Source organism: Bacillus sp. FG16, assembly GCF_057809515.1.
In genome coordinates this window covers 1-22,466 of sequence record NZ_JBMDKC010000092.1, presented here as the reverse complement: position 1 = coordinate 22,466, position 22,466 = coordinate 1, and the positions used below count along the sequence as shown (strand labels likewise).

Here is a 22,466-nt window from a genome sequence, read left to right as displayed (position 1 = left end):
AAATGTACATGATTATTCAAGTGTTAATGTGTACATTTAAACTAGCATTTATACACAATGAAGGAGTTACATTAACAAATGAGTATTGGCAAGCAATTATTCATAATGATTCTTCCTATGATAGCAAATTCTTTTATGCTGTGAAATCAACTGGAATCTTTTGCAGACCATCATGCAAATCAAGAATACCGAATAGAAACAATGTACGAATTTTTCATCATGCGGAACAAGCATTAAGTGAAAACTTTCGCCCGTGCAAACGTTGTAAGCCAAACGGGATCACTTTGCCTAATGAAGAGTGGGTAGAACAAATTAAAGACTATATCGAAAAGCATTATGACGAATCCTTAACTCTCGACATGCTTGCGGAAATATGTCACGGTAGCCCTTTTCATTTGCAGCGTACTTTCAAAAAAATAATAGGGCTAACTCCTATAGAATATATACAACAATTCAGGGTTCTTAAAGCAACCGAATACCTTTTACGCACAAATCAATCTATTAAAGAAATTAGTACTGCTGTCGGGATAGAAAACCCAGAGTATTTCGCAACTTTATTTAAAAAGAAAGCCGGATTTACTCCTACTGAATATCGAAAAAAGAACGAAATGAAAGAGGGATACGATAATGAATTCCTACAAAAATAATTATATATATTGGACGCTACTTACACATAAGAATTGGCGATTTCATATTGCTGCAACTGAAAATGGACTATGTTTCATTGGATCACAAGATGAAAACTTTGAAGAATTAAATATATGGGCTAGAAAAAAACTGCCCCAACATATATTGATCCATAGTCCAGATTACTTGCAAATATATACGAAAGAAGTTATCGAGTATTTAGAAAACAAGCGAGAAACTTTTACATTCCCTATCGATGCTTATGGAACTAATTTTCAATTATCTGTTTGGAATACGGTACGTGAAATTCCTTATGGAAAGACATATTCTTATACAGAAATTGCTGAAAGAATTCAAAAACCTGCAGCTGTGCGCGCCGTTGCTTCCGCTATTGCTGCTAACCCTCTTCTTATTACAATTCCTTGTCACCGCGTTATTGGGAAGAATGGGAAACTAACCGGATTTAGGGGTGGATTAGACATGAAGAAAAAATTGCTTGCATTAGAAAAATTGCAGGTGGAATTCATATGACAGCAGAATATAATAGCGCATTATCTGTAGCAGTTCCGAAAGAATTTTGTTTCCAAGAAAATTTACGCTATCTATCACGTTCGAACAATGAATGTATGTTCCATATTGAAGACAACAAAATTTATAAAGTTATCCCTGTTCAAGATGTAAATCCTTTAGTTGAAATTAGTTTGAATACTGATGGCAATATTCAAATACGTTGTTTAGAAGAATCATATACATCTGAAAAATCGATACGTGAGGCTGTAGCTAACTATGTAAAAGAATGGTTTGATTTAACTACTGATTTAGCCCCTTTTTATACATTAGCTAAACATGATTTACTCCTTCAAGGACCAATTGAACAATATTATGGCCTTCGTAATTTAGGTATTCCAGACTTATTTGAGGCACTTTCCTGGGGAATTATCGGTCAACAAATTAACCTAACATATGCTTATACACTAAAAAGAAGATTAGTTGAGCAATTTGGAAGTTATGTAGAATGGGACGGTAGAAAACATTGGATTTTCCCATCACCTGAAACAATTGCAAATCTACATCTAGAAGATCTCCAACAATTAAAAATGACGACTAGAAAATGTGAATATTTAATCGGTATTGCGAAGCTTATTACAGAGAGAAAACTGTCAAAAGAGGAGTTACTACAAACACAAAATATAAAAATTGCTGAAAAACAGTTAACTGCTATCCATGGTATCGGCCCATGGACTGCCAACTATGTTTTAATGCGTTGTTTAAGATTTCCTTCAGCTTTTCCAATTGATGATGTTGGTCTGCATAATGCAATTAAATTTATAATAGGCTCCGAAAATAAACCGACTAAAAATGAAATAAAAGATTTTGCAGCAAACTGGGCAAATTGGGAGTCTTATGCGACTTTTTATTTGTGGCGAGTACTATATTAAAAGAACCAAGTAGCACATTCGTACTACTTGGTTCTTTTTTAAGCTTGCTCCTCAAAACGTCTTGCAATTTCTACAATAACTTGAACAGCTTTTTCCATAGTATCTACCGAAACATACTCAAATTTACCGTGATAGTTTTCACCACCAGTGAAAATATTCGGCGTCGGTAATCCCATATATGATAATTGTGATCCATCTGTTCCTCCGCGAATCGGGTGAATATTTGGTTCAATATCTAAACTTTTCATTGCTTCATATGCAATATCAACAATTTCTCTTACCGGTTCAATTTTTTCCAGCATGTTATAGTATTGATCATTCATTTCTAAAACGACTGCATCTTCGCCATACTTTTCTTGCATATTCTTCACAATATTTTTAACGTTATTTTTACGCGCTTCAAAATTTTCACGATCAAAGTCTCGAATAATATAATACGCTTTACTTTGCTCAACATCACCATTTAAAGAAAGTAAGTGATAGAATCCTTCATAGCCTTCTGTATATTCTGGTGCCTCTTCTACTGATAAATACCCGTTAAACTCCATAGCCAGTTTAGTTGCATTGCGCATTTTATTTTTCGCTGTTCCAGGATGTGTATTCGTTCCGTTAAACGTTAACTTAGCACCTGCAGCATTAAAACTTTCATACTCTAAACCACCTAATGGACCTCCATCCATCGTATAAGCGAATGATGCACCAAACGCCTCTACATCAAAATGCGCTGGCCCACGACCAATTTCTTCATCCGGTGTAAATGCTACTCTTATTTTCCCGTGCTTAATTTGCGGATTATGTATTAAATAGTTCATTGCAACCATAATTTCTGTAAGACCAGCTTTATCATCTGCTCCTAGAAGTGTTGTACCATCAGTTGTAATAATGGTATGTCCTTTATATGATGGTAATTCTGGGAACTGCTCTGGTGTTAGCACAACATTTAGCTCTTCATTTAACGTAATTGCATTACCATCAAAATTTTCATGAATTTGTGGTTTGACGTTTTTCCCCGTAAAGTCTGTTGCCGTATCTAAATGAGCTAAAAATCCGATTACAGGAACATCCTTGTCCGTATTAGCTGGAAGTGTTGCCATTACATAGCCATTATCATCCATCGTTACTTCTGTTAACCCAATTTCTTTTAGCTCTTCCACTAATAACTTACCAAACTCAATTTGTCCTGGTGTTGTTGGTACTGTATTGCTTTCTTCATTTGATTGCGTATCAATTTTTACATATCTCGTAAATCTTTCAATAAGTTCTTGTTTCAAGTTCATTCACTCCCTTTTATGTTTCTCTCTCCATTATAATCCTTAAAACGAAATATTTTAACTTTTTTGACTGTGAAGATGTATATTTCATTTGCATTGTTAACACATTTAAACGAATGATAAAAAGACATAATATTTGTACATTAAAACCGGAACAGGTAACATACATAATTATAAAATATGGGAGGTTTTAAAGATGAGGCTAACTCTCTTTCGCTATTTTCTTTTTTTCTTAGGATTAATTTTCTTTGGCCTTGGAAACGCTCTTGCAGTCAAAGTTAAATTTCTAGGCTTGCACCCTTGGGAAGTTTTAAATATGGCTCTCTACCAAAAGTTTGGATGGACCATCGGTACGTGGAGTGTCATATGTGGGTTATGTCTCGTTCTAATATCTTTACTAGTAGATCGAAAATATATAAATGTGGGTACATTTTTGAATGCACTACTTATCGGTCCCATTATGGACTTTTTCTTACAATCAAACATGCTTCCAGACGCTAGTAATTATTTATGGATAAACTTACTCATTTTATTTTCTGGTATTGCCATTACAGGTATCGGGGGAGGTATGTACGTTGCGGCTGGGATTGGCGCTGGCCCCCGTGATGGATTCATGCTTACTATTTCCGACAAAACAGGACTTTCTATTAGCCGTGCTAGAATCATAGTAGAATGTATTGTACTAGTTATTGGATTTATGCTAGGAGGTCCTGTTTTCATCGTAACTTTTCTGTACACCTTTATTCAAAGTCCAATCTTTCAGCAATCATTTAAGATGTTTCAAACACTTTTACATACTTTACATAACAAAAAGAAAATTAGTGAACATATTTAAAGTACAGCTTAATACAAATAAATTCACCCTATTTACGACTCTCACCGCAAATAGGGTGTTTCTGTTTTTATCTCGCAATTTAAGAATATATACTACTCATTTACAATAAAAGTATATACATCATCATGAATACAGCCATTTACTTTAATCACATACTTCCCAGGTTTATTAAAACTAATTGTGTATTTATTTAACTGAATTGCTTCTTTATCTCCAGAAAGAATATCAATGCTTCTGCCACTTAATACATACAATTCACTTAGGTTCATCGTTACATCAATTGTATTAAAATTTTCCACTTTCACTTGCTGTGCTTCCGCAACGCTTACACTTGGTTCTAAAAACAGTAGTCCACTTAATCCAATTGTCCCCGCTAAAGCAACTCCCGCAAACTTTTTAATCTGTTTCATTACAATGACCTCCTTATAGATTTTGCGTAAAGGTGATGTCCCCCCTTACACCACAAAGCCTATATGTAATGAAATGAAAAGTAAACGGGGACTGTAAGACAAAATTCTACATCTTTTTCTCCTATTGAATATAAATCCAACGTTTGGAGTTTTGACACATTTAAAATTGTTTCCCTAAACCAATTTCCCCATAATTTATTCAAATACTGAATAATTACTTATTGATTTAACATTCTAAAAATAGTTGATAAAGATGCTTTCTATTCAAAAAAAGACTTTGCTATAAAAGTAACTTTTACAACAAAATCCATGCACCTAATTTTATTCCGCTTTCCATAATCTCTCTACATTCATTAATTGTTCTTCTTTAAACTCCATCTTATATATATCCGGTTTTGACGTATTCATTAAAAATTCAAAACCATATTGTTTATCAAAATAGTTCATCATTACTGTCATGACAAGCCCATGTGTACCAATTACAATTTTGTGTCCTTGAAAATCCATTAAGATTTCTTTTAATACTTTCACTACTCTTCTCTGGCAATCTGCATACGACTCTCCTTCCGTTCTTGCAAAATCCGGATTAGAGAACATCTTCTGTACAAGTGGATACACCTCTTTGTCTGATATAACCTGATCCTCACTTAAAAACATACACTCTTTAAGATTTTCATATACTACTATTTCTTTTTCATGGAAATTAGCTGACTCCTCTATCGTTAACATAGCCCGATTATAGGGACTGGAAATAAAAGTATCAATTCTCTCCGCTTTTAATATATCATTTACTCTACGGGCATCCATATGTCCCTTCTCAGTTAACCCGCGCATTCTTTCATTTCCTTCTAGTTTTGGTGATTCACCATGTCTAACCATATAAATATATGTGCTCATAATTTCTCCTTAAAATTGTTTATTAGTTAATAAATCACGTTCATTTATCTCATTTCAACACTTAAGCGTAATACTAAAATACTTTATAAAACGTGCTGATTTGTTCGTCTAATCCATTCTCCTACTAAACTTTCAAATAATTCAGGCTGTTCAATTTGCAAATTATGCCCTGCCATATCTAACACTGCTAATGTTGCCCTTGGATATTCTTCAATAATTTCTATAATATTTTGATAACCTACTGATATATCTTGTCTTCCAGTCAGTAAAAGAACGGGCTTTTCATATTTTTCACGCTGAAAATCCATAGTAAGAGAGTAATTCTTTTGCAACCTTTCAATAAATTCATAATTAGCAACATCTAACCCAGGCTTAATTTCTTCTTTAAATCGCGTATATGTATATTGATTTGCTATTACAGCTAACTCACAAAATTCCTCTCTTTCCGTGGAAGTAAGCGTATTTAAAAATTCCTCATCTTGTACAATTACCTGTTTATCTGGAAGAATCCTTTTTTCTGGCTCCGCTACAACAACAGGACATACTAATAGTAATCCGCTAACTCTCTCAAACATCTTTGTAAGTATACCTTTGGCTAAATAGCCTCCATATGATTCTCCTATTAATAAAAATTTTTCAGTAGAAATGATTTCCTCAATAAATGTGATAAGCACTTCTACTATACGATCTGAACTATTTACCCAATTTGGAGCATTCGATTTTCCCATACCAGGTAAATCAATATATATTCGCTTATAACCTTCATATTTCTGAAATACTGATTCCATACATTTCATCATTAACCTATGGTCAGGGGAGCAGCCATGTATGATAATGACCGGTTTACCCTCTCCCACAATTTCATAGTATATTTCTGCATCTTTAATTCGATATATCATAAGAAGCCCTCCCTATTTAGTGGCAATACTATCTACTCTGTAAGAATACACGTTCTTATTTTACATCCTTTCTCAACATTTTCACAAATGTTAATTTTCAGATTTAAAAAAATAAAAATCTCATATAAAAAAAGATCCTCATCATTTTATATGCAATTTTGCATCTCCACTTACAAATCACTAAAAAAACTTTACAATTCAAAGGATGACTAAATATACAATTTCTATTTAAAGTCTTGATACCGTCTATACTATCAACCGAAATATTTTTTCAACTTTAAGAATACTTATACTCTTTAACACTTTCCTTATAAACATGATTTTTATAAGGAAATCTGATACAATTCTTAAATAATATTATTATGTATAGATATAACGAACATAGTGCATAATTAAAGAAGGTGATTTCATTGAAATTAAATAAAAATTTACAATTATGTATATTAATCGGAACATTAATATGCTATTCAATCTATTTTATGTTTTTCTATCTGTTCCCTACTCATTTTTCAAATTCAGATGTACGCTTCGCTTCACTTATCGTCGAAGCCATTACATTTGTATCACTGATCTACTCTATATATTCTAAAAAAGTCAGTTCAAATCCGTTTTGGATATGTATTACAATAGCAATTGGTAGTTTTTTATTAGGGAAAATAGTATATACATATCAAGATAGCTTCTTCGAAATTCCAATAGATCGTTTTACTATTTCTGATGTATTTTACATGTTTTTTCTACTTTTCTGTCTTATCGCTTTCTCCTATAAAATTTTAAAGGAATGCAATAAATGGGAAAAAGCATTCTTTATTTGTGATATATGCATAGTGCTTACTTCCATATTCACATTAGAATGGTATTTATTTAATCAGCCAAATTTAAATATATTCGCTCTTTCACTAGGAGATGTTTTCCTTTCATTTTTATACCCAATTGCAGATTTATTATTTCTACTGCTAGGCGTTAGTCTCTTTTTCCGTCCAACAATTTTTAATTCCAAACGGAAAATTTATATCTTTATTTTTGTATTAATAAGTTCTGCAACTTTTAACTATATTTATTTTTACTTAAATAACCACTTATCAACTGAAACGATAACATTATTACGTCTTTTATATAGAATACCTATATTACTTATTGCAATAGCTGGCTCTATTTCAGAAGATCATAATAGCCATAAAAATTATTTCATTGTAAACCCTATAATAGGGAAAAAAGCTTTAGTTGTATTTCCCTATCTTGCTGTTGCAATACTAATCGGGTTTACATTAAAAGAACAAACATCATCTTCAACTCTCATTACAGGAAATTGTATTACTTTTATTTTCGTACTCATTCGTCATTCTATCGTACGTATGCAAAACAACTCCTTAACAAAACGTTTGCAGGCATTTAATGCCCAACTAGAAGAAAAAGTTACTGTACGGACGTCTGATTTAGTTCATAAATCAGAGGCTCTTTCTCAAAAACAACAAAAGTTTAAATCATTATATGAATATCATCCTGACCCTATTTTCACCATTGATTTAAACGGAACATTCTTAAATGTAAATAAGGCTGGGAGTGTACTACTTGGGGCACCAACGGATGAGTTACTAGGTGAAACTTGTTTTTCGATCATTTTAGATGAAGATAAGCATAAGCTAGCATTGGCATTAGAAAAAGTGAAACAACAAGAATCGGCATTCTTACAACTTAGTTCTCAATATAAAGATGGCTTTACTTATTTTTTATACGTTACAATCATTCCTATTATAATAGACGGACAAATTTCAGGAAGCTATATTATGGTGAAAGATATTACTGCACTAAAAAAACAGCAAGAAGAAATAAAATATTTAGCATTCCATGACACTGTAACGAAAATTGGGAACCGTGCCTTTTTCCATAAGAAATTAAAGAGAGTTATAAAAAATGCTAAAATAACAGAAAGCGAGTTTGCATTATTATATTTAGATTTAGATCGCTTTAAAGCAATTAACGATACACTTGGACATTCATCAGGAGATTACATATTAGAAGAAGTAGCAAAGCGATTCCAATCATGTCTTCCATCACATACTCATCTTTCAAGAATCGGTGGCGATGAATTTACAATCATAATTGAGAACTATACTGACGAAGATTACTTATTCCAATTATGTAACCAATTATTTGAATGCATGAAAAAGTCATTTATCATACATGAGCATAAATTAACTTTATCACTGAGTATCGGCATCGCTATTTATCCACATTCCGGAATCGATACCGCTACACTTCTGAAAAACGCTAATGTTGCAATGTATGATGCAAAAGCAAAAGAACTTAACTCTGTCTCTATTTATGACGATGTAATCGCTAAAAAAATTGAAAGACGATTACGATTAGAAAAAGATTTACCAAACGCACTACAAAATGAAGAATTGTTCCTTTTGTATCAACCTCAAGTTGATAGTGAATCTAATAAAATTATCGGTGCAGAAGCTTTAATTAGGTGGAATCATCCTGAATTAGGTATTATTTCTCCATACGAGTTTATTCCGATTGCAGAAGAAACACTACAAATTATTTCAATAGGAAAATGGACATTAGAGCAGGCTTGCAAGCAAATGAAACGTTGGCACGCACTCGGATACTCACATTTAAAAATAGGTGTAAATTTATCTGCTAAAGAATTTGAACAAGAGGATTTTGTAAAATCTATTTCTTCTACTTTAACAAATACAGGTTTACCAACAAGCTCTCTTGATCTTGAATTAACAGAGCGAATTGCAATGATGGATGAGCGAGAAACATTGATAAAACTACGTACACTAAAAAGTTTAGGGATTCACATTTCAATCGACGACTTTGGTACAGGTTATTCTTCACTAGCCTACTTACCTTTGTATCCAATTGATACGTTAAAAATCCCGAGAGAATTTATTACAATGTCTGAAACATGTGATGATGGAATGGAAATTATTAAAACGATCATCACATTAGCAAATACATTAGGAATGTCTGTCATTGCTGAAGGTGTAGAAACGAAAGAGCACGTAAATTTCCTTCAAAAAAATAAATGTCAGTTTATTCAAGGTTATTATTACAGTAAACCTATTCATATTAATGCATTTACTGAGCTATTAGAAAACGGTATTCGCCCATAGTACATGGCTAATTGGAATAAATAATAATGAATTTGAACAAATATAGTAAAAAGGAAAGAAGATACCTTCTTTCCTTTTGTTTTTCTATTTACATTTCTATTACTTCACCACTTCATTTATTATATCTATTAAATGATGAATCCCCTCATCATTTGTTTTCTTATATCCATTCATGTTTTGAATATATTTCTCCTTATTTGTATACAACTTATTTACTGCATGTATAAATGTATTCGTACTTACTCTGTCTTGGAGTATAACTTCCGCATATCCTTGCCGTGAAAAATATTCAGCATTTAAAACTTGATCTCCCCTACTGGAACTGTTAGTTAACGGGATAAGCAACATCGGTTTCTTTAAAAATAACAATTCAGAAATAGCAGTAGAACCCGCTCTTGAAACTACAACACTTGCCATATTTAGTATATGCGGCAACTCATCGCCTATATATTCAAATTGCATATACCCCTCCATGCCAATAGATGGGTCTACCTTCCCTTTACCACATATATGAATAATATTAAAGTTTAATAGTATTGTATCTAAACATTCCCTTACCATATCATTTATCCACTTAGCGCCTTGACTCCCACCCATAATTAATAATACTGGTTTATCTTGCTGAAATTCACAATATCTTCTTCCTCTTAATACGTTACCCTTCTCAATTTCTTCCCTTACAATTGGTCCTACATAAACCTTCTTCTCATTACTTACATTTTCTCCTGTCTGAGGAAATGTTGTGCATAGCTTTGTAGCAAAAGGTAATGCTATTTTATTGGCAAGTCCTAATGTGCTATCTGGTTCACGTATAATGATAGGCACACGATTTAACCATGCTCCTATAGCTACAGGAACTGAAACAAATCCTCCTGCTGAAAAGATAACGTCAGGCTTTGTTTTCTTAATTAATTTATAACTTTGTAAACAACCTCGTATAATTTTAAAAGGATCTTTAAAATTTTCCCAATCCCAATATCTCCTAAGCTTGCCCGTTGAAACACTATTGTATTTAACATTTTGCACTAATGATTTTTCAATTCCATTTTTGGATCCAATATACTCGACTCTCCATCCTTGCTCTATAAATTTAGGAATTAATACAATATTAATCATAACGTGTCCGGCTGTACCGCCCCCAGTAAAAAGAATCGTTTTGCTCATAACTTATACCCACCTTTATTATTAAAAATCTAGCTTTATATTTACCTTTTAAATGTAAATAAACTTATTATTTTTTATATAAATCTTTAACTCCACCTCTATATCTTGTAAAAGATCTTTAATGAGTTCATAAAAATCATTTCCATACTCACTACACTCGTATTGAGCAAAGATTTGAATCACATATCTAGTTTCCGTCTCTAATGCTGACTTTATTTGATTAACTCTTTTTTCTTCTACATACGCTTGATATTTATGTATTGCCTCATAAAGACGCAATACATGAGCTTCTTCATCTCTCCAATCCAACGTATCAACAATTGAAAGAAATAGCGTATTTTGATTATCTATTACTTCATAACCATTCATATATTTCTTACACCCTTTTTTGTTTTTCATTGAATGCAGATGTCACTACACTTCGCATACTCAAGTACATCTTTTAATGATTGATGAAATTCAATTTCTGGAATCCAACCTAACTTTTTTATTTCCTCTATTGCTAAACTCTCATTTGAGTCGCTCCCTCTTTTCTCTGTTTCCTCTATAAAAAAATTTAGCTGTGTTAATTCTTTATATTGTTCTAGTACATTTAATAAAGATCGTTTTACTCCTGATCCGATATTATATTGTTTTCCATTTATTCCATCTCGTAATAACAAATGATACGCTTTAATCGCATCACGTACATCTAGAAAATCTCTACTATCTTTCAAACTATTTACTTCAATAATGGCTTTACTTCTACCTGATTCTATATCTATCATTTTCTTTGCGAGAATCGAACAAATGCCATTCGATTCCCCTGGACCAATTAAATTTGAGGGCTTTGCAATGATAATATTTGAATCCATTAATCCTCCCCAAGCCTCTGCAATAATGACTTGCATCGTTTTACTTAAACTATATGGATTTGAAATTTTTATTTCGTTCATACTATCTGCTTGCAAAGCCGATCCTATAACTAATGTTCTACAATGCGAGGCTTCTTGCTTAATTGCTTCTAATAAATATAACGTTCCTATTACGTTAATCTCTATATATTCAAGAGCAGCTGTCCAAGATTCTATAACTGAATTCCTTCCTGCTAAATGCAATACGTAGTCTGGCTTTATTTGTTTCATTACCTTCATTACTTCGCTCTTATTAGTTAAATTACAAGTAATACCATTTCTAATTTTTTCTCTATGTGCACGATTTTGAAACATAGGAATTACATGAAAGCCCTGCTCTAAAAAATATTGGCAAGCATGACGTCCTGTGAAACCATTTGCACCAGTTATTAAAAGGCTCGCATTTTTTTTCATCGTAAAAACCCTCCTTTTAATAACATTTGTTTCACCTCATGTTTTGCAAGTAAGTCTTGTTGAGAACTAAAACTCTTTACATCCACAAGCGGATAGCTAGCATAATATTCTTGAAGCCCTTCTATAGGAATAGTCGGTAGTACTACAAAATAATTTTGATCAAAACTTATACTTGTTTTACTCTCTACCTCAGATAAAAGCATTTCACTTAATTTTTCACCCGGTCTTATCCCTACCTCTTTTACCTTAACGTTTTCTTTTCCCGAATCTTCAATTAATACTTCTGCTAAATCTGTTATTTTACATGCCGGCATTTTCATAACAAAGATTTCCCCGCCTCTACCTTGATATACGGCTTTAAATAACAATCCAACAGCATCTTCAACTGTTAAGAAAAATCTAGTCATATTCGCATCGGTAATCCCTACTTGTGAAGATTTGTTAATTTGTTGTTTAAAAAGCGGTACTACACTTCCACTCGTCCCTAAAACATTTCCACCACGAACACAAATGAATTTTGTTTTCTTCATTTGCACATTCGCATGAACCATTAACTTTTCACCAATTGCTTTTGTCATCCCATACGTATTTGATGGATCGGCTGCTTTATCCGTTGAAACATATATAACTTTCTCCACTTGCATCTGTATAGCTGCTTCAATTACATTTTGCGTACCATGTATATTGGTTTTTATAGCTTCATAAGGATAATACTCACATACTGGAACGTGTTTTAAAGCTGCAAGATGGAAAACATAATGTACGCCTTGACATGCATAGACTAGTTGATCCTTGTCACGAATATCTCCAATAATAAATTTTAATCTATCATCATTTATAAACTGTTGCTGCATTTCAAACTGAACCGTTTCATTTCTTGAAAAAACCCTAATTTCTTTCGGTGATTTTTCTAATAGTTGTTTTATAAGTTCATGTCCCCACGAACCTGTACCACCAGTAATTAAAATTATTTTATTTAGCATTCCTTTTCCTCCTACCAAACACTTCAATTAAAATTGTATTTATAAAATTTATTGAATTATTTTCAATTGATTCAAATCATAATCGTCGTTTGTTACATTTAATTGACAAAATAAAAAAACAGAAACTATTAAACATAGTTTCTGTTTTTCATTTCACCTTACAACAGCAAATTTTTTTATACTGTTTGCATGATAACTACATTCCTTGTAAAAAAACACCGCTCATTTATTTCTTATACTCGTAATAAAATAAATAGAATGATTCATAGCCAATAATCATGTTTAAATTTATAAAAAAAGGGAGGTAACGGAATGTACCGAAGCAATTCAAATCATACATATAACGGACTTTCCAAAGCACTGCCTCTCTCTCTATTCGATGTAAAGAATGAATTAAAACAAAAAAGCAAGATCATGCCTTCTGGCACGATTTATAAATTAACGAAAGAAGAGCAACTCATCATCAACAAAATAAAAATACAAACAGAACAGCTAAATAAAAATAATGTTACAAGAACACGTGCATACTACCAATTTTACATTCAATATCCAGAAATACATTGGGCACTACTTGGGCATATGGTATCACGTAACGGCGGTTGGAATATGACTGATTTAAAGGGTGATTTATATACGAGAATTTTATCAGAGAAAGATCAACTCATATTTTTTTCTTTTTTAGAAAGAGGGAATTGGCTCATTTTCCAAGATGTATATCCTCAATTTTTGCTTTACGAACAAAGTGTAAAAAGATCACAAAAGCTATTTCACCTTCTCCCTCACCTAAACGTTTCTACATTTATGGAAACGATGTGGAACGATTTTTGGAAAACAGGTAATAAAAAAACATTAGCGATTGCAACTATTATTAATGAACAAAACTACTTAGAAAAAAGAGTGATTCAAAATGTACACTTTCAAAAGACTGTACTAAATAGTATTGGATTTAAACTCTTTGATTTTTTTCAGTTTAATCATATCCTTTTCCCATTCTACGAAAATGATAAGAGACAAAAAGTATTACTATTTGGTGATACAATGAAACATTTCACTTCCTTACATGAACGAATCTTAATCGGAAAAAGGTTGTATTCATTATTATTTCGGGATACACATGTTTTATCTCAAATAATTAGCTGGGCTCAACACCATCCGCATACAGGATCAAGGAAAGATTACTGGCCTCATTTATTTTCAAGTGTAAATGAATCTTTTTCCCGTGAGTTTTATAAGCGCCGAATAAAGAAATGCCAGTTACGTAGCGGCGCTTATCGTATATACAGCCCTGAGCTCATCTATGCATGGCGAAATATGAAACATGAAGAAGATGGCAGCGAAGATTGGTTTACCGATTGGCAAGTTGTAAATTACTTAGTTGATAAGGAGGAAAATATACATGGACAAATTACAGAAGACTACTGCAAAACACTCGAAAAAATTGAACTCGCAATTCTCGCGAAGAAAAACGTCCTCCTTAGAGAAGAAGAATGATTTTCTAGCATTAATAGTTACAATCTTTCTCTCTTCTATTATTGGAACTTGCTTAGATGCTTTTTTTGTTCATAAACAAATATATTCCTTTCCGGCTAGGCCCTTCTCATCCAAATTTTCGGTTAATATAGCTTTCACATTGTTCGTACTGCCGATTTCAACCATTATCTTTATACACATTTCAAAAAAATTATCTAAAGTTTCTAGAATTCTATTTATTATTTCAATTGGTATTTGCGCTAGCCTTTTTGAACAAATTGCTGAAAGTTTAGGTTTATTTGTACATAGTACAAATTGGAACCATACATATTCTTTATTTGGTTATATGATTTTTCATTCTTTTATTTGGAAGGTATATAACTGGATAAAAAAATAAAGAGGCCATTATAGGTCTCTTCTTAAGCATACTCTTCCGTTATTGCTAATGATGCCAATGTTTGAAGGCTTTTAGAGCGTAAACGATAGGCAACGACTTTTTTCTTATATTGCTTAATGACATCAACATGTTCCTCATAGCTATATAGAGAAAATCTAATCTCTTTATTCCCTTTCTTCGTATCAATGACTATTGGTGTCCCTTCTCCGTGCGGCGGGAAATAATGTTTATCTAAAAACAAAGCCTCATTAAATTCATGAATAACTTGTAGTTTCATTTCTCCCTCTAAATTTTTTCCATCTATCGATATAGAAGTATTTTCCGCCTCAAGCTTTTGATGCAATTCAAATTTACTAATAATTGATTCTACAACAGAAGTGGGCATGCTAGAAACTAATACTTTAATAGCTCCAAAAACAAATAATGTAACTATAAACCAGGTTGTCATTGTTATCATCTCCATTACATTTAAAAAATAAATTTCGTTCCATACGGTATTAGTATACTAATGAGTATTCCAGTTACAATCATCGTTACCGAACCGATAGTCGCTTCTTTCTCGCCTTCCTTCACTAAACGGCTCACACCAATAATATGTGATGCACAGCCCATTCCAACTCCTTTTCCAATCGTACTTGTTATACTACAAAGCTTAAGTGCTGTTGGTCCGATAATAGCACCTGTTATTCCTGCAACAACTACAAAACTAGAAGTCATAGATGGAATACCTCCAATTTGATCCGCTAATGAAAGAGCAATAGGCATCGTTGCTAATTGTGGTAGAGTAGTTAATATAAGTTCCTTATCTATATTTAAAATCCCACCAATCACTACATTCATACTCGTTACAGCCACTATACCTATCACTACACCGATAAGTATCGATAAAAAATTTTTAATAAGTATCTTTCGCTCTTTAAATAGAGGTATGGCCAATGCTACAATTGCAGGGCTCAATAAGCTTGAAAGAATGTCTCCCCCATTTTCCCTATACTCATGATGAGAAATACCAAAAATCAAAAATAAACAAATCATAATTGCCGTAACTGTTAACACCGGTAACGTAAATGCAAACGTAAATTTTTTATATAACTTTGTCGCCAAGAAATAAATTGCTACAGTAATAATAATTAAGACCATTTGAATCGTGCACCTTGTCGATTTTATTTTTTTGATGTTACTAATAATTGACTTATATACCCTGAAACAATCAAAGTTACTACAGTACTTGCAACTACTAAAAGGAATATAATACTCCCCTTACTTAAAAGAAAAGACCCGTATTCCATCAGCCCTGTTGTCGAAGGGATTAAAAATAACGGTAAAAATACGATTAACTTTTCCGCACCTAACTCAAACCATTTTAACGGTAAAACGCGAGTGGAAAGGAGCAGGAACAGCATTAACATCCCTATTAAACTTCCCGGTATTGATAGATGGAATATTTCCTGAATCCACGTACCCACTAAGCTAAATATATATAGCACGCCTACTTGAAGTAAAAGCGTCACGTACTTCATTTCTTTCCCTCATTTCACTATCACACATCCATATTATGAAATCTCATTTAGCGTGTCGGCAAACCGTTTAATTCCAAGTTGAATTTGTTCTATATTCGCTCTACCAAACGTAAATCGTATATATTCATTTTTCGAACCTAAAACACTGCCCGGAACAAATGCGACACCATTCCGTATAGATTCACCTAATAAGTGATATTCATCAAACTTTCCTTTCACTTTACACCATACATGTATTCCACCCTCTGGCACGAAACATTCAACTCGGTCTCCCAATGTTCCTTCAAGCTCTGCAATTAATTCATCTCTTCTTTGCTTCAATTGTCCACGAAGTATCGTAATATGTGTATGAAAATCCTTTGATTCTAAAAATTGATTTGCTACCCACTGCGTAAATACACTATGGCCAAAATCAACTTGTTGCTTTGCATCTGCTAAACGCTCAATTACGCGTGTAGGACCAATTATCCATCCAATACGTAATCCTGATGCAACAATTTTTGATAATGAACTTATATAAAGAACATTTCCATTTTGGTCCATTGATTTTAATGTCGGGTTCACTTCTCCATTAAAAGAAATTAAACTATACGGATCATCTTCTACAATTGGTATACCGAACTCAGAAGACAGTTCTAAAATCTTTTTACGTCTCGCTAATGAAAGCACAGTACCTGTTGGATTTTGATAATCTGGATTCAAAAAGACCATACGAATACGATGCTTTTTGTGCAAATCGATTAAGTCATCTGGATTCATTCCATGCTCATCAACAGGTAAATGAAATATGTTTAAACCGGCCGATTTAAACATTGGAAGTGAAAAACAATATGAAGGATCTTCAATCGCAATCGCATCGCCAGGTTTTAATAAACATTGAACGATAAGATTAAGCGCCTGTTGTGCTCCAGACGTAATAAGAATAGAGCTTGAATCTGCTTCAATTTGTTTATATTGCTGAACATGTGCTGCAATTGTTTTTCTCAACATCTCATTTCCAAGTGGATGGTCATAGCCGAGATTTTCCATAAATGTTTTCTCCGCCAAAATTGTTCGAAATCTATCACTCGGAATTAATTCTGGTGACAGTTCACCACTCGCTAAATTAATTAAATCATCTTTTTGTGTTTCCGTTCGAATTTGTTGAACGAGTGGTACGTTAGGTAAGAACGATCCATCCTCCACGTACCTACCCCAGTTCGGTATTCGTTTATGTGAGACACCCCATATGTCTGTATTAACCCGTGTTCCGCTTCCCTTTTGCCGTTCTACTACTCCAAGTGATTTTAATTCTTCATACGCAGCTACTATTGTACTCCGGTTCACCTCTAATTCCTTTGCCAATATACGCTCAGAAGGTAACTTACTATCAGAAGGAAATTCACCTGAAGAAATGCCTCTTTCAATATAATCAGCAATTTGTTTATATACAGGTGTCTTATCTGCACGATTTGGTTTCCATTCCATCTAGTTCCCTCCTTTCAAAACGAACTATCCTCATTTTTTACTAACAGTATTCACCGTAAAAATAGTATTAATTAGTCACATTTTCTTATCCGTAAATGGATATATCCAAAATGGTTCTCTTTCTGATTACTCAATAGCTTCTGAAATTCCAACTTCATACTCTCATTTCCAGTTCTTTTACAAACTATCAAATCATTACCGCATACCATGTTACCCCAACTAGTAGAACAAAAAGAAGAAGAATATAGATTGCAGATAAGTTTTTCACATTTCTTTTTGTAGACTTACCGTAATTCTCCTCCACGTTTCTTGCAACTAGTACAGTCCCAAATAGCGATACAATTACAATAATAACGACTAGTGAAATTGCAAAACTCATTGTCTTTTCACCTCTCTAAGACCCATCTATTTTAATTAAAGAACTTACATAAAAACCTTCCTCTTTAAAACGTTGATAACATACTACCTTTCTTCTCTTATCATAATAGATGTTTGCAAAAAGCGGACCAACCACTTTCGTGTTTTTTTGCTCATCCACTTCAAAAATAAAAAGCAACTGATCACTTAGGACCAGTTGCTTTTTTACACGATAATTTTTCATTTAAAATTAATTCGATTTAAAAGTTTCGCCTTTTCATAATGAAACATCGACTGAGATAACTCGAAAATTGTTCCATTTACAAGATACACTGTATTTTCAATAAGAAGCGCCGGATCACCTTCATTTAATTCTAAAAGCTGTGCATTTTCTTTATTTACTTTTTCACAACTAATAACTTTATCAGCAAAACCAATATTTAATCGTAAATCTTCAATGAAATAACTGTATACAGAGCTTAATGCTATTTCTTCGTTCAAATATGGAATAATATCCTTTTTGAAATAACTTATTTCAATAGAGAATGGTTTAGCATCTACAATTCTTAAGCGCTTCAAAAAATACAACCTAGTTCCAGTTTCGCATTGCATCCGCTTTGCTATCTCTTCGTCCGCATCTATTACTTCAAGCTCTAACACTTTCGTTTCAATATTTTGTGAAACAAGATTTTTCGTTAATCCACGTAAACTTCCTAAATTAATGTAATCTGTTACAGAAGTTTCGCGTAAAAACATGCCACTACCTTGCACTTGAAAAATATAACCTCTATTCACAAGCTGACTAATTACTTTACGTATCGTATTACGGCTTACTTCAAATCGATTCATCAACGCTTCTTCTGTAGGTAGTTTTTTCGTTTCATTAAAAAGCCCATCTCGAATGTTTTGCTCTAACACATCTGCAATTTGTTTATACTTTGCACTCATACACTTTCTCCTAAAATACTCTTTTATCTGTTATAACTCTTCCCCTCTCGTTTCGATCACACGTTTATACCAATGAAACGAAAGTTTCTTCTTACGTTTTAAGTTATCATTATGATCGACAAAAATAAAGCCATATTGCTTTTTATATCCATTTAACCAACTTAAAAGATCAATCACTGACCATGCATAATAACCTTTTAAGTTAATTCCCTCTTCAATTGCACGCTTCATTACTTTTAAATGCGCTTCAATAAATTTAATTCTCGGAACATCTACAATTTCTCCGTCAATGATTGGATCTTCATCACCAAGTCCATTTTCCGTTACATACATCTTTATGTCACCGTAACGCGCTTTCAACATATGCAATCCCTCTAAGAAACCTTCGGGAGATATTTCCCATCCCCATTTTGTATATGTTTTATCATCCATTTTAACTGTTCGATAAAAACCATCAAAAGAAGGGTTACCTGGAGCAAGCGTTGAGTTTTCTCGAGAATGTCCCTCACTCTTTATATCCATATCGTATCTTTCTACTCGTATTGGTTGATAATAATTCAAGCCAATAAAATCATTTTCTTCTGCATTTTGTTTAATGATTTCTAATTCTTCAACCGTCCAATTAGGAGTCCATCCTTTTTCCTTTAATTGTTGTACAACATAAGACGGATACTCGCCTTTTAAAATTGGATCATAATACCAATACGTTTCATATTCATTCGCATGATTTGCTGCTCGTATATTTTCTTTTTGATCATCCACACTATAAGCAGGTAAGAAAACATGTGTAATCCCAATCTCACCATATTGTTTCAGCTGCTTGTACACCGCAACTGTTTTCGCATGTGCATAAAATACATAATGAGTCGCTTGAAAATACTTTGGAACATCATTTTGGATTCCTGGTGGATGTGCACCTTTTAAATAACCTAATCCACAAAACATTACTGTCTCATTAAAAGTAATCCAATGCTTAACTCTGTCACCAAATGCCTTAAAACAAGTTTCTGCATATTTTACGAAAGCCTCTGCTGTTCTTTTATTCGTCCATCCACCATCTTTTTCTAACGGTAATGGTAAATCCCAATGATATAAAGTGACAAACGGCACAATCCCGTATTTTAAACATTCATCAATTAAGTTGTTATAAAATTCAATCCCTTTTTCATTTACCTTTCCATCTCCAGTCGGCAATATTCTCGCCCAAGAAATAGAAAAACGATACGATTCTAATCCCATCTCAGCCATTAAGCGAACATCTTCCTTATATCGATGATAATGATCAACAGCTACATCACCATTTGTTCCATTGTATGTTTTGCCAGGAATTTTTGAAAACTCGTCCCAATTCGTAACACCTTTTCCATCTTCATTCCATGCACCTTCTACTTGATAAGAAGCTGAAGCAGCTCCGAATAAAAAATCATGTGGAAACTTCATAGTATATACCTCCATTTCATTATAACAAATCAAATTCATTCACATATATAAAATTTATAGGTACAAATTTTATATGTATGATTATATCTTATGTTTTTATTTTTTTCTATTATAAAAGTACAATTTCTATTGTTGGTTATTGGAAAAGAAAAAGAAGCGATATATTTTATCGCTTCTTACTCTCATCATCTTTATTCTTTTATTAATGACTTATTCGCTCTTATAACTTCTTGATACAATAATGGTGACCACTTTTCATTTATGTAGTCTTGAATTACCCAGCCTACTCTTGTAGGATTCTTTTGTTTTATATCGTTTGCAATTTCAGGATTTATATAAGAAGCGTAGTAATATGGACTATTCCATGCTGTACCACCAGAAGACAAGCTTGTAAAATTAATATATAGATGATTTAAATCCTCGCTATTGTTCATCGTTTCATCCATCGTATCTTTAATAGATTTTACTTTCTCATCATAATTCACTTTATATTTATCTTGTACTGTTACATTTACATTTTGGTTTACAGTTGTGGTAAACGTCTCATTATCTGGCCAATAAAAATTATTATATCCTCCAGATTCATTACTACCACTATATCTTTTTAGTAGTACAATTTTCCCACGAGCATCTCCAAGTTTTATATTTCCTTCTGTTTTTAAAAAGATAGGATCAACAAAATAATTTTTTTCAAACGTACTAATAAATGAACCTTCTGCCCCTTTCATATCCTCATACTCTTTTTTTAAAGACATAATAATTGTTTCACTCGGGTTATCTTTTAAAAATTGTTTCGCTTCATTTATGAATTCATGCAGTGTTACGTAAAGATATAATGGCCCATGATGAAGAACTATCGTATTATCATCTGTTAAACGTCCTCTTATATCAAAAATGCGAGCTCCATGGTCCATTTGATAGCGAAAATCATATTCTTGCGTCATTCCCCACACTTGCTTAATCGGATTTTGCAACTTGAACGTCCCACTATCGTGTGTTCCTGGAATTGAAATTCGTGCTAACGGGATATTATCAGGTATAGGTTGCATCCATTTTGACCAATTTTCAAGCTCATTAACAGAGCTAGCTGCAACTACTCTCTTATCATGTAAAGCAAATACAAATGTGATAAATATTGTACTACATATGAATAATTTCAAAATTAACTTCTTATTGCTCATTATTATCCCTCACTTTTTCTGTTTTTACATCAAACTTATTGAATATAATATAAGCTAGTTCATAAAAAATAAATAACATTTCATCAATATGAAATATTGCATAGAAGTAAAGTTAAAAAATCATTCACATATACTAAATTAGAAAAATTTAAAGGAACTTCATCTGAAGTTCCTTTTGCTTATTTTATGTTCAATACATATGAACCATCTTTATTCTCATATTTATAGACGTATAAATAATATTTCCCTGGCTTTGCATTATAAGTTCCTTTAACTACATTTCCTTCATTTTCACCATATGCTACATAGTTATTTAAATCTGATTCATGATGAAGTACCCATGTCATTCCGATATTTTGTTCATTTAGTAGAGAAATATTAATATTTTCCGGTGAGTCAATTTGGAAAGTAAATACATCTACTCTATCACTATTATGTAGCGTTCCTTTCACCGGTGTATGAAAGTTAACTTTATTTGCCTGTCTAGGCTCATTGTTTGGTTCATTTTCTGTTACTTGTAACTCATTCCCACCGTTTGGTTTTCTTTGTTCATAACCTAAGTTTACTAGTATAGACTTCAAATCTGGTAAAACACCAATTTTATCTGCATATGGATTTTTAGATTTTGTTCCTGTGCTCTGGTTGCTTAATATTGCTCTTAGTTCACTTGGTCTATATAAGTTCCGTTTAATGTTTTAACATCGATAAAAGTGTCTATACTGC

Annotated in this window: 24 protein-coding genes and 1 pseudogene; 7 read left to right on the top strand and 18 right to left on the bottom strand. The window is 32.7% G+C overall.

Going from position 1 to position 22,466, the window contains the following annotated elements:
- The first annotated feature begins 50 nt into the window (after window positions 1-50).
- From ACODS7_RS25120 to ACODS7_RS25110, 3 genes are read left to right on the top strand one after another with little or no spacing between them, the layout of a single operon-like run.
- The gene (locus ACODS7_RS25120) at window positions 51-647 is read left to right on the top strand and encodes a bifunctional transcriptional activator/DNA repair enzyme AdaA (RefSeq protein ID WP_029443083.1); all 597 of its coding nucleotides are present in this window, start codon (window positions 51-53) and stop codon (window positions 645-647) included.
- On the top strand, window positions 628-1,158 hold the full coding sequence (locus ACODS7_RS25115; RefSeq protein WP_243169014.1) for a methylated-DNA--[protein]-cysteine S-methyltransferase: 531 nt from the start codon (window positions 628-630) through the stop codon (window positions 1,156-1,158). Before ACODS7_RS25120 ends, ACODS7_RS25115 begins: the two co-directional genes overlap by 20 nt.
- Window positions 1,155-2,066 (top strand): DNA-3-methyladenine glycosylase 2, encoded by a 912-nt coding sequence (locus ACODS7_RS25110; RefSeq protein ID WP_029443084.1) that lies wholly within the window; start codon window positions 1,155-1,157, stop codon window positions 2,064-2,066. Before ACODS7_RS25115 ends, ACODS7_RS25110 begins: the two co-directional genes overlap by 4 nt.
- 38 nt (window positions 2,067-2,104) lie before the next feature.
- On the opposite strand, the gene pepT is transcribed toward ACODS7_RS25110, so the two are convergent.
- Window positions 2,105-3,337 carry a peptidase T gene (gene pepT / locus ACODS7_RS25105; protein WP_016080578.1) on the bottom strand — a complete coding sequence of 411 codons (1,233 nt, stop codon included), beginning with the start codon at window positions 3,335-3,337 and terminating at the stop codon, window positions 2,105-2,107.
- Window positions 3,338-3,533: 196 nt separating this feature from the next.
- Between pepT and ACODS7_RS25100 the strand changes: the two genes are divergently transcribed.
- On the top strand, window positions 3,534-4,172 hold the full coding sequence (locus ACODS7_RS25100; RefSeq protein ID WP_029443085.1) for a YczE/YyaS/YitT family protein: 639 nt from the start codon (window positions 3,534-3,536) through the stop codon (window positions 4,170-4,172).
- Window positions 4,173-4,264: 92 nt separating this feature from the next.
- Here ACODS7_RS25100 and ACODS7_RS25095 read toward each other — a convergent pair whose 3' ends face one another.
- From ACODS7_RS25095 to ACODS7_RS25085, 3 genes are all read right to left on the bottom strand, one after another.
- Entirely contained in the window at window positions 4,265-4,582 is a 318-nt protein-coding gene (locus tag ACODS7_RS25095; protein WP_029443086.1) for a hypothetical protein, read from the bottom strand.
- A gap of 321 nt (window positions 4,583-4,903) precedes the next feature.
- Entirely contained in the window at window positions 4,904-5,479 is a 576-nt protein-coding gene (locus ACODS7_RS25090) for a histidine phosphatase family protein (RefSeq protein WP_016080575.1), read from the bottom strand.
- A gap of 83 nt (window positions 5,480-5,562) precedes the next feature.
- On the bottom strand, window positions 5,563-6,378 hold the full coding sequence (locus ACODS7_RS25085; protein WP_016080574.1) for an alpha/beta fold hydrolase: 816 nt from the start codon (window positions 6,376-6,378) through the stop codon (window positions 5,563-5,565).
- A 410-nt stretch (window positions 6,379-6,788) separates the two neighbouring features.
- Here ACODS7_RS25085 and ACODS7_RS25080 point away from each other — a divergent pair, with 410 nt between their 5' ends.
- Window positions 6,789-9,509, top strand: coding sequence for a sensor domain-containing protein (locus ACODS7_RS25080; protein WP_243169013.1), 2,721 nt, complete (start codon window positions 6,789-6,791; stop codon window positions 9,507-9,509).
- A gap of 99 nt (window positions 9,510-9,608) precedes the next feature.
- On the opposite strand, the gene murG is transcribed toward ACODS7_RS25080, so the two are convergent.
- The 4 genes from murG to ACODS7_RS25060 are packed head-to-tail and all read right to left on the bottom strand — an operon-like array spanning window position 9,609 to window position 12,963.
- Window positions 9,609-10,673: an undecaprenyldiphospho-muramoylpentapeptide beta-N-acetylglucosaminyltransferase gene (gene murG, locus ACODS7_RS25075; protein WP_029443088.1), complete on the bottom strand. Its 1,065-nt coding sequence runs from the start codon at window positions 10,671-10,673 to the stop codon at window positions 9,609-9,611.
- 48 nt (window positions 10,674-10,721) lie between these two features.
- Entirely contained in the window at window positions 10,722-11,072 is a 351-nt protein-coding gene (locus ACODS7_RS25070) for a DUF6572 domain-containing protein (RefSeq protein ID WP_016080571.1), read from the bottom strand.
- Window positions 11,069-11,980: an SDR family oxidoreductase gene (locus tag ACODS7_RS25065; protein ID WP_029443090.1), complete on the bottom strand. Its 912-nt coding sequence runs from the start codon at window positions 11,978-11,980 to the stop codon at window positions 11,069-11,071. The genes ACODS7_RS25070 and ACODS7_RS25065 overlap by 4 nt, the downstream gene beginning before the upstream one ends.
- A complete protein-coding gene (locus tag ACODS7_RS25060; RefSeq protein ID WP_029443091.1) occupies window positions 11,977-12,963 on the bottom strand; it encodes a UDP-N-acetylglucosamine 4,6-dehydratase family protein in 987 nt (328 codons plus the stop codon). Before ACODS7_RS25060 ends, ACODS7_RS25065 begins: the two co-directional genes overlap by 4 nt.
- Before the next feature lie 312 nt (window positions 12,964-13,275).
- On the opposite strand from ACODS7_RS25060, the gene ACODS7_RS25055 reads away from it, so the two are divergent.
- Together ACODS7_RS25055 and ACODS7_RS25050 are read left to right on the top strand one after the other, a co-directional pair.
- Window positions 13,276-14,454, top strand: coding sequence for a DUF2515 domain-containing protein (locus tag ACODS7_RS25055; RefSeq protein WP_029443092.1), 1,179 nt, complete (start codon window positions 13,276-13,278; stop codon window positions 14,452-14,454).
- Window positions 14,360-14,830, top strand: a complete 471-nt coding sequence (locus ACODS7_RS25050) for a CBO0543 family protein (protein ID WP_103574451.1) — start codon at window positions 14,360-14,362, stop codon at window positions 14,828-14,830. Before ACODS7_RS25055 ends, ACODS7_RS25050 begins: the two co-directional genes overlap by 95 nt.
- A gap of 22 nt (window positions 14,831-14,852) precedes the next feature.
- Here ACODS7_RS25050 and ACODS7_RS25045 read toward each other — a convergent pair whose 3' ends face one another.
- The 10 genes and pseudogenes from ACODS7_RS25045 to ACODS7_RS25000 all read right to left on the bottom strand — a co-directional run.
- Complete coding sequence (locus ACODS7_RS25045) at window positions 14,853-15,278, bottom strand: YfmQ family protein (protein ID WP_243169012.1); 426 nt, start codon at window positions 15,276-15,278, stop codon at window positions 14,853-14,855.
- Window positions 15,279-15,298: 20 nt separating this feature from the next.
- A complete protein-coding gene (locus tag ACODS7_RS25040; RefSeq protein ID WP_029443093.1) occupies window positions 15,299-15,970 on the bottom strand; it encodes an LrgB family protein in 672 nt (223 codons plus the stop codon).
- A gap of 23 nt (window positions 15,971-15,993) precedes the next feature.
- On the bottom strand, window positions 15,994-16,350 hold the full coding sequence (locus ACODS7_RS25035) for a CidA/LrgA family holin-like protein (RefSeq protein ID WP_029443094.1): 357 nt from the start codon (window positions 16,348-16,350) through the stop codon (window positions 15,994-15,996).
- A gap of 33 nt (window positions 16,351-16,383) precedes the next feature.
- Window positions 16,384-17,817 (bottom strand): MocR-like pyridoxine biosynthesis transcription factor PdxR, encoded by a 1,434-nt coding sequence (pdxR, locus tag ACODS7_RS25030; RefSeq protein WP_029443095.1) that lies wholly within the window; start codon window positions 17,815-17,817, stop codon window positions 16,384-16,386.
- A gap of 187 nt (window positions 17,818-18,004) precedes the next feature.
- The gene (locus ACODS7_RS25025; RefSeq protein ID WP_000006459.1) at window positions 18,005-18,196 is read right to left on the bottom strand and encodes a hypothetical protein; all 192 of its coding nucleotides are present in this window, start codon (window positions 18,194-18,196) and stop codon (window positions 18,005-18,007) included.
- Window positions 18,197-18,211: 15 nt separating this feature from the next.
- Window positions 18,212-18,418: a hypothetical protein gene (locus ACODS7_RS25020; RefSeq protein WP_042969044.1), complete on the bottom strand. Its 207-nt coding sequence runs from the start codon at window positions 18,416-18,418 to the stop codon at window positions 18,212-18,214.
- The gene (locus tag ACODS7_RS25015; protein ID WP_016080562.1) at window positions 18,415-19,122 is read right to left on the bottom strand and encodes a GntR family transcriptional regulator; all 708 of its coding nucleotides are present in this window, start codon (window positions 19,120-19,122) and stop codon (window positions 18,415-18,417) included. The genes ACODS7_RS25020 and ACODS7_RS25015 overlap by 4 nt, the downstream gene beginning before the upstream one ends.
- A 30-nt stretch (window positions 19,123-19,152) precedes the next feature.
- A complete protein-coding gene (locus tag ACODS7_RS25010) occupies window positions 19,153-20,562 on the bottom strand; it encodes a glycoside hydrolase family 1 protein (RefSeq protein ID WP_029443096.1) in 1,410 nt (469 codons plus the stop codon).
- Between the two features lie 191 nt (window positions 20,563-20,753).
- On the bottom strand, window positions 20,754-21,743 hold the full coding sequence (gene plcA / locus ACODS7_RS25005; RefSeq protein ID WP_029443097.1) for a phosphatidylinositol diacylglycerol-lyase: 990 nt from the start codon (window positions 21,741-21,743) through the stop codon (window positions 20,754-20,756).
- Window positions 21,744-21,922: 179 nt separating this feature from the next.
- Window positions 21,923-22,432, bottom strand: a pseudogene (locus ACODS7_RS25000) (PPC domain-containing protein); the annotation flags it as partial.
- Window positions 22,433-22,466 lie beyond the last annotated feature (34 nt).

Coding starts and splice junctions, on each gene's coding strand:
- ACODS7_RS25115 (WP_243169014.1), top strand. CDS start 628: ATGAATTCCTACAAAAATAATTATATATATTGGACGCTACTTACACAT.
- ACODS7_RS25110 (WP_029443084.1), top strand. CDS start 1,155: ATGACAGCAGAATATAATAGCGCATTATCTGTAGCAGTTCCGAAAGAA.
- ACODS7_RS25100 (WP_029443085.1), top strand. CDS start 3,534: ATGAGGCTAACTCTCTTTCGCTATTTTCTTTTTTTCTTAGGATTAATT.
- ACODS7_RS25095 (WP_029443086.1), bottom strand. CDS start 4,582: ATGAAACAGATTAAAAAGTTTGCGGGAGTTGCTTTAGCGGGGACAATT.
- ACODS7_RS25090 (WP_016080575.1), bottom strand. CDS start 5,479: ATGAGCACATATATTTATATGGTTAGACATGGTGAATCACCAAAACTA.
- ACODS7_RS25085 (WP_016080574.1), bottom strand. CDS start 6,378: ATGATATATCGAATTAAAGATGCAGAAATATACTATGAAATTGTGGGA.
- murG (WP_029443088.1), bottom strand. CDS start 10,673: ATGAGCAAAACGATTCTTTTTACTGGGGGCGGTACAGCCGGACACGTT.
- ACODS7_RS25070 (WP_016080571.1), bottom strand. CDS start 11,072: ATGAAAAACAAAAAAGGGTGTAAGAAATATATGAATGGTTATGAAGTA.
- ACODS7_RS25065 (WP_029443090.1), bottom strand. CDS start 11,980: ATGAAAAAAAATGCGAGCCTTTTAATAACTGGTGCAAATGGTTTCACA.
- ACODS7_RS25060 (WP_029443091.1), bottom strand. CDS start 12,963: ATGCTAAATAAAATAATTTTAATTACTGGTGGTACAGGTTCGTGGGGA.
- ACODS7_RS25055 (WP_029443092.1), top strand. CDS start 13,276: ATGTACCGAAGCAATTCAAATCATACATATAACGGACTTTCCAAAGCA.
- ACODS7_RS25050 (WP_103574451.1), top strand. CDS start 14,360: ATGGACAAATTACAGAAGACTACTGCAAAACACTCGAAAAAATTGAAC.
- ACODS7_RS25045 (WP_243169012.1), bottom strand. CDS start 15,278: ATGACAACCTGGTTTATAGTTACATTATTTGTTTTTGGAGCTATTAAA.
- ACODS7_RS25040 (WP_029443093.1), bottom strand. CDS start 15,970: ATGGTCTTAATTATTATTACTGTAGCAATTTATTTCTTGGCGACAAAG.
- ACODS7_RS25035 (WP_029443094.1), bottom strand. CDS start 16,350: ATGAAGTACGTGACGCTTTTACTTCAAGTAGGCGTGCTATATATATTT.
- pdxR (WP_029443095.1), bottom strand. CDS start 17,817: ATGGAATGGAAACCAAATCGTGCAGATAAGACACCTGTATATAAACAA.
- ACODS7_RS25025 (WP_000006459.1), bottom strand. CDS start 18,196: ATGAGTTTTGCAATTTCACTAGTCGTTATTATTGTAATTGTATCGCTA.
- ACODS7_RS25020 (WP_042969044.1), bottom strand. CDS start 18,418: ATGAAAAATTATCGTGTAAAAAAGCAACTGGTCCTAAGTGATCAGTTG.
- ACODS7_RS25015 (WP_016080562.1), bottom strand. CDS start 19,122: ATGAGTGCAAAGTATAAACAAATTGCAGATGTGTTAGAGCAAAACATT.
- ACODS7_RS25010 (WP_029443096.1), bottom strand. CDS start 20,562: ATGAAGTTTCCACATGATTTTTTATTCGGAGCTGCTTCAGCTTCTTAT.
- plcA (WP_029443097.1), bottom strand. CDS start 21,743: ATGAGCAATAAGAAGTTAATTTTGAAATTATTCATATGTAGTACAATA.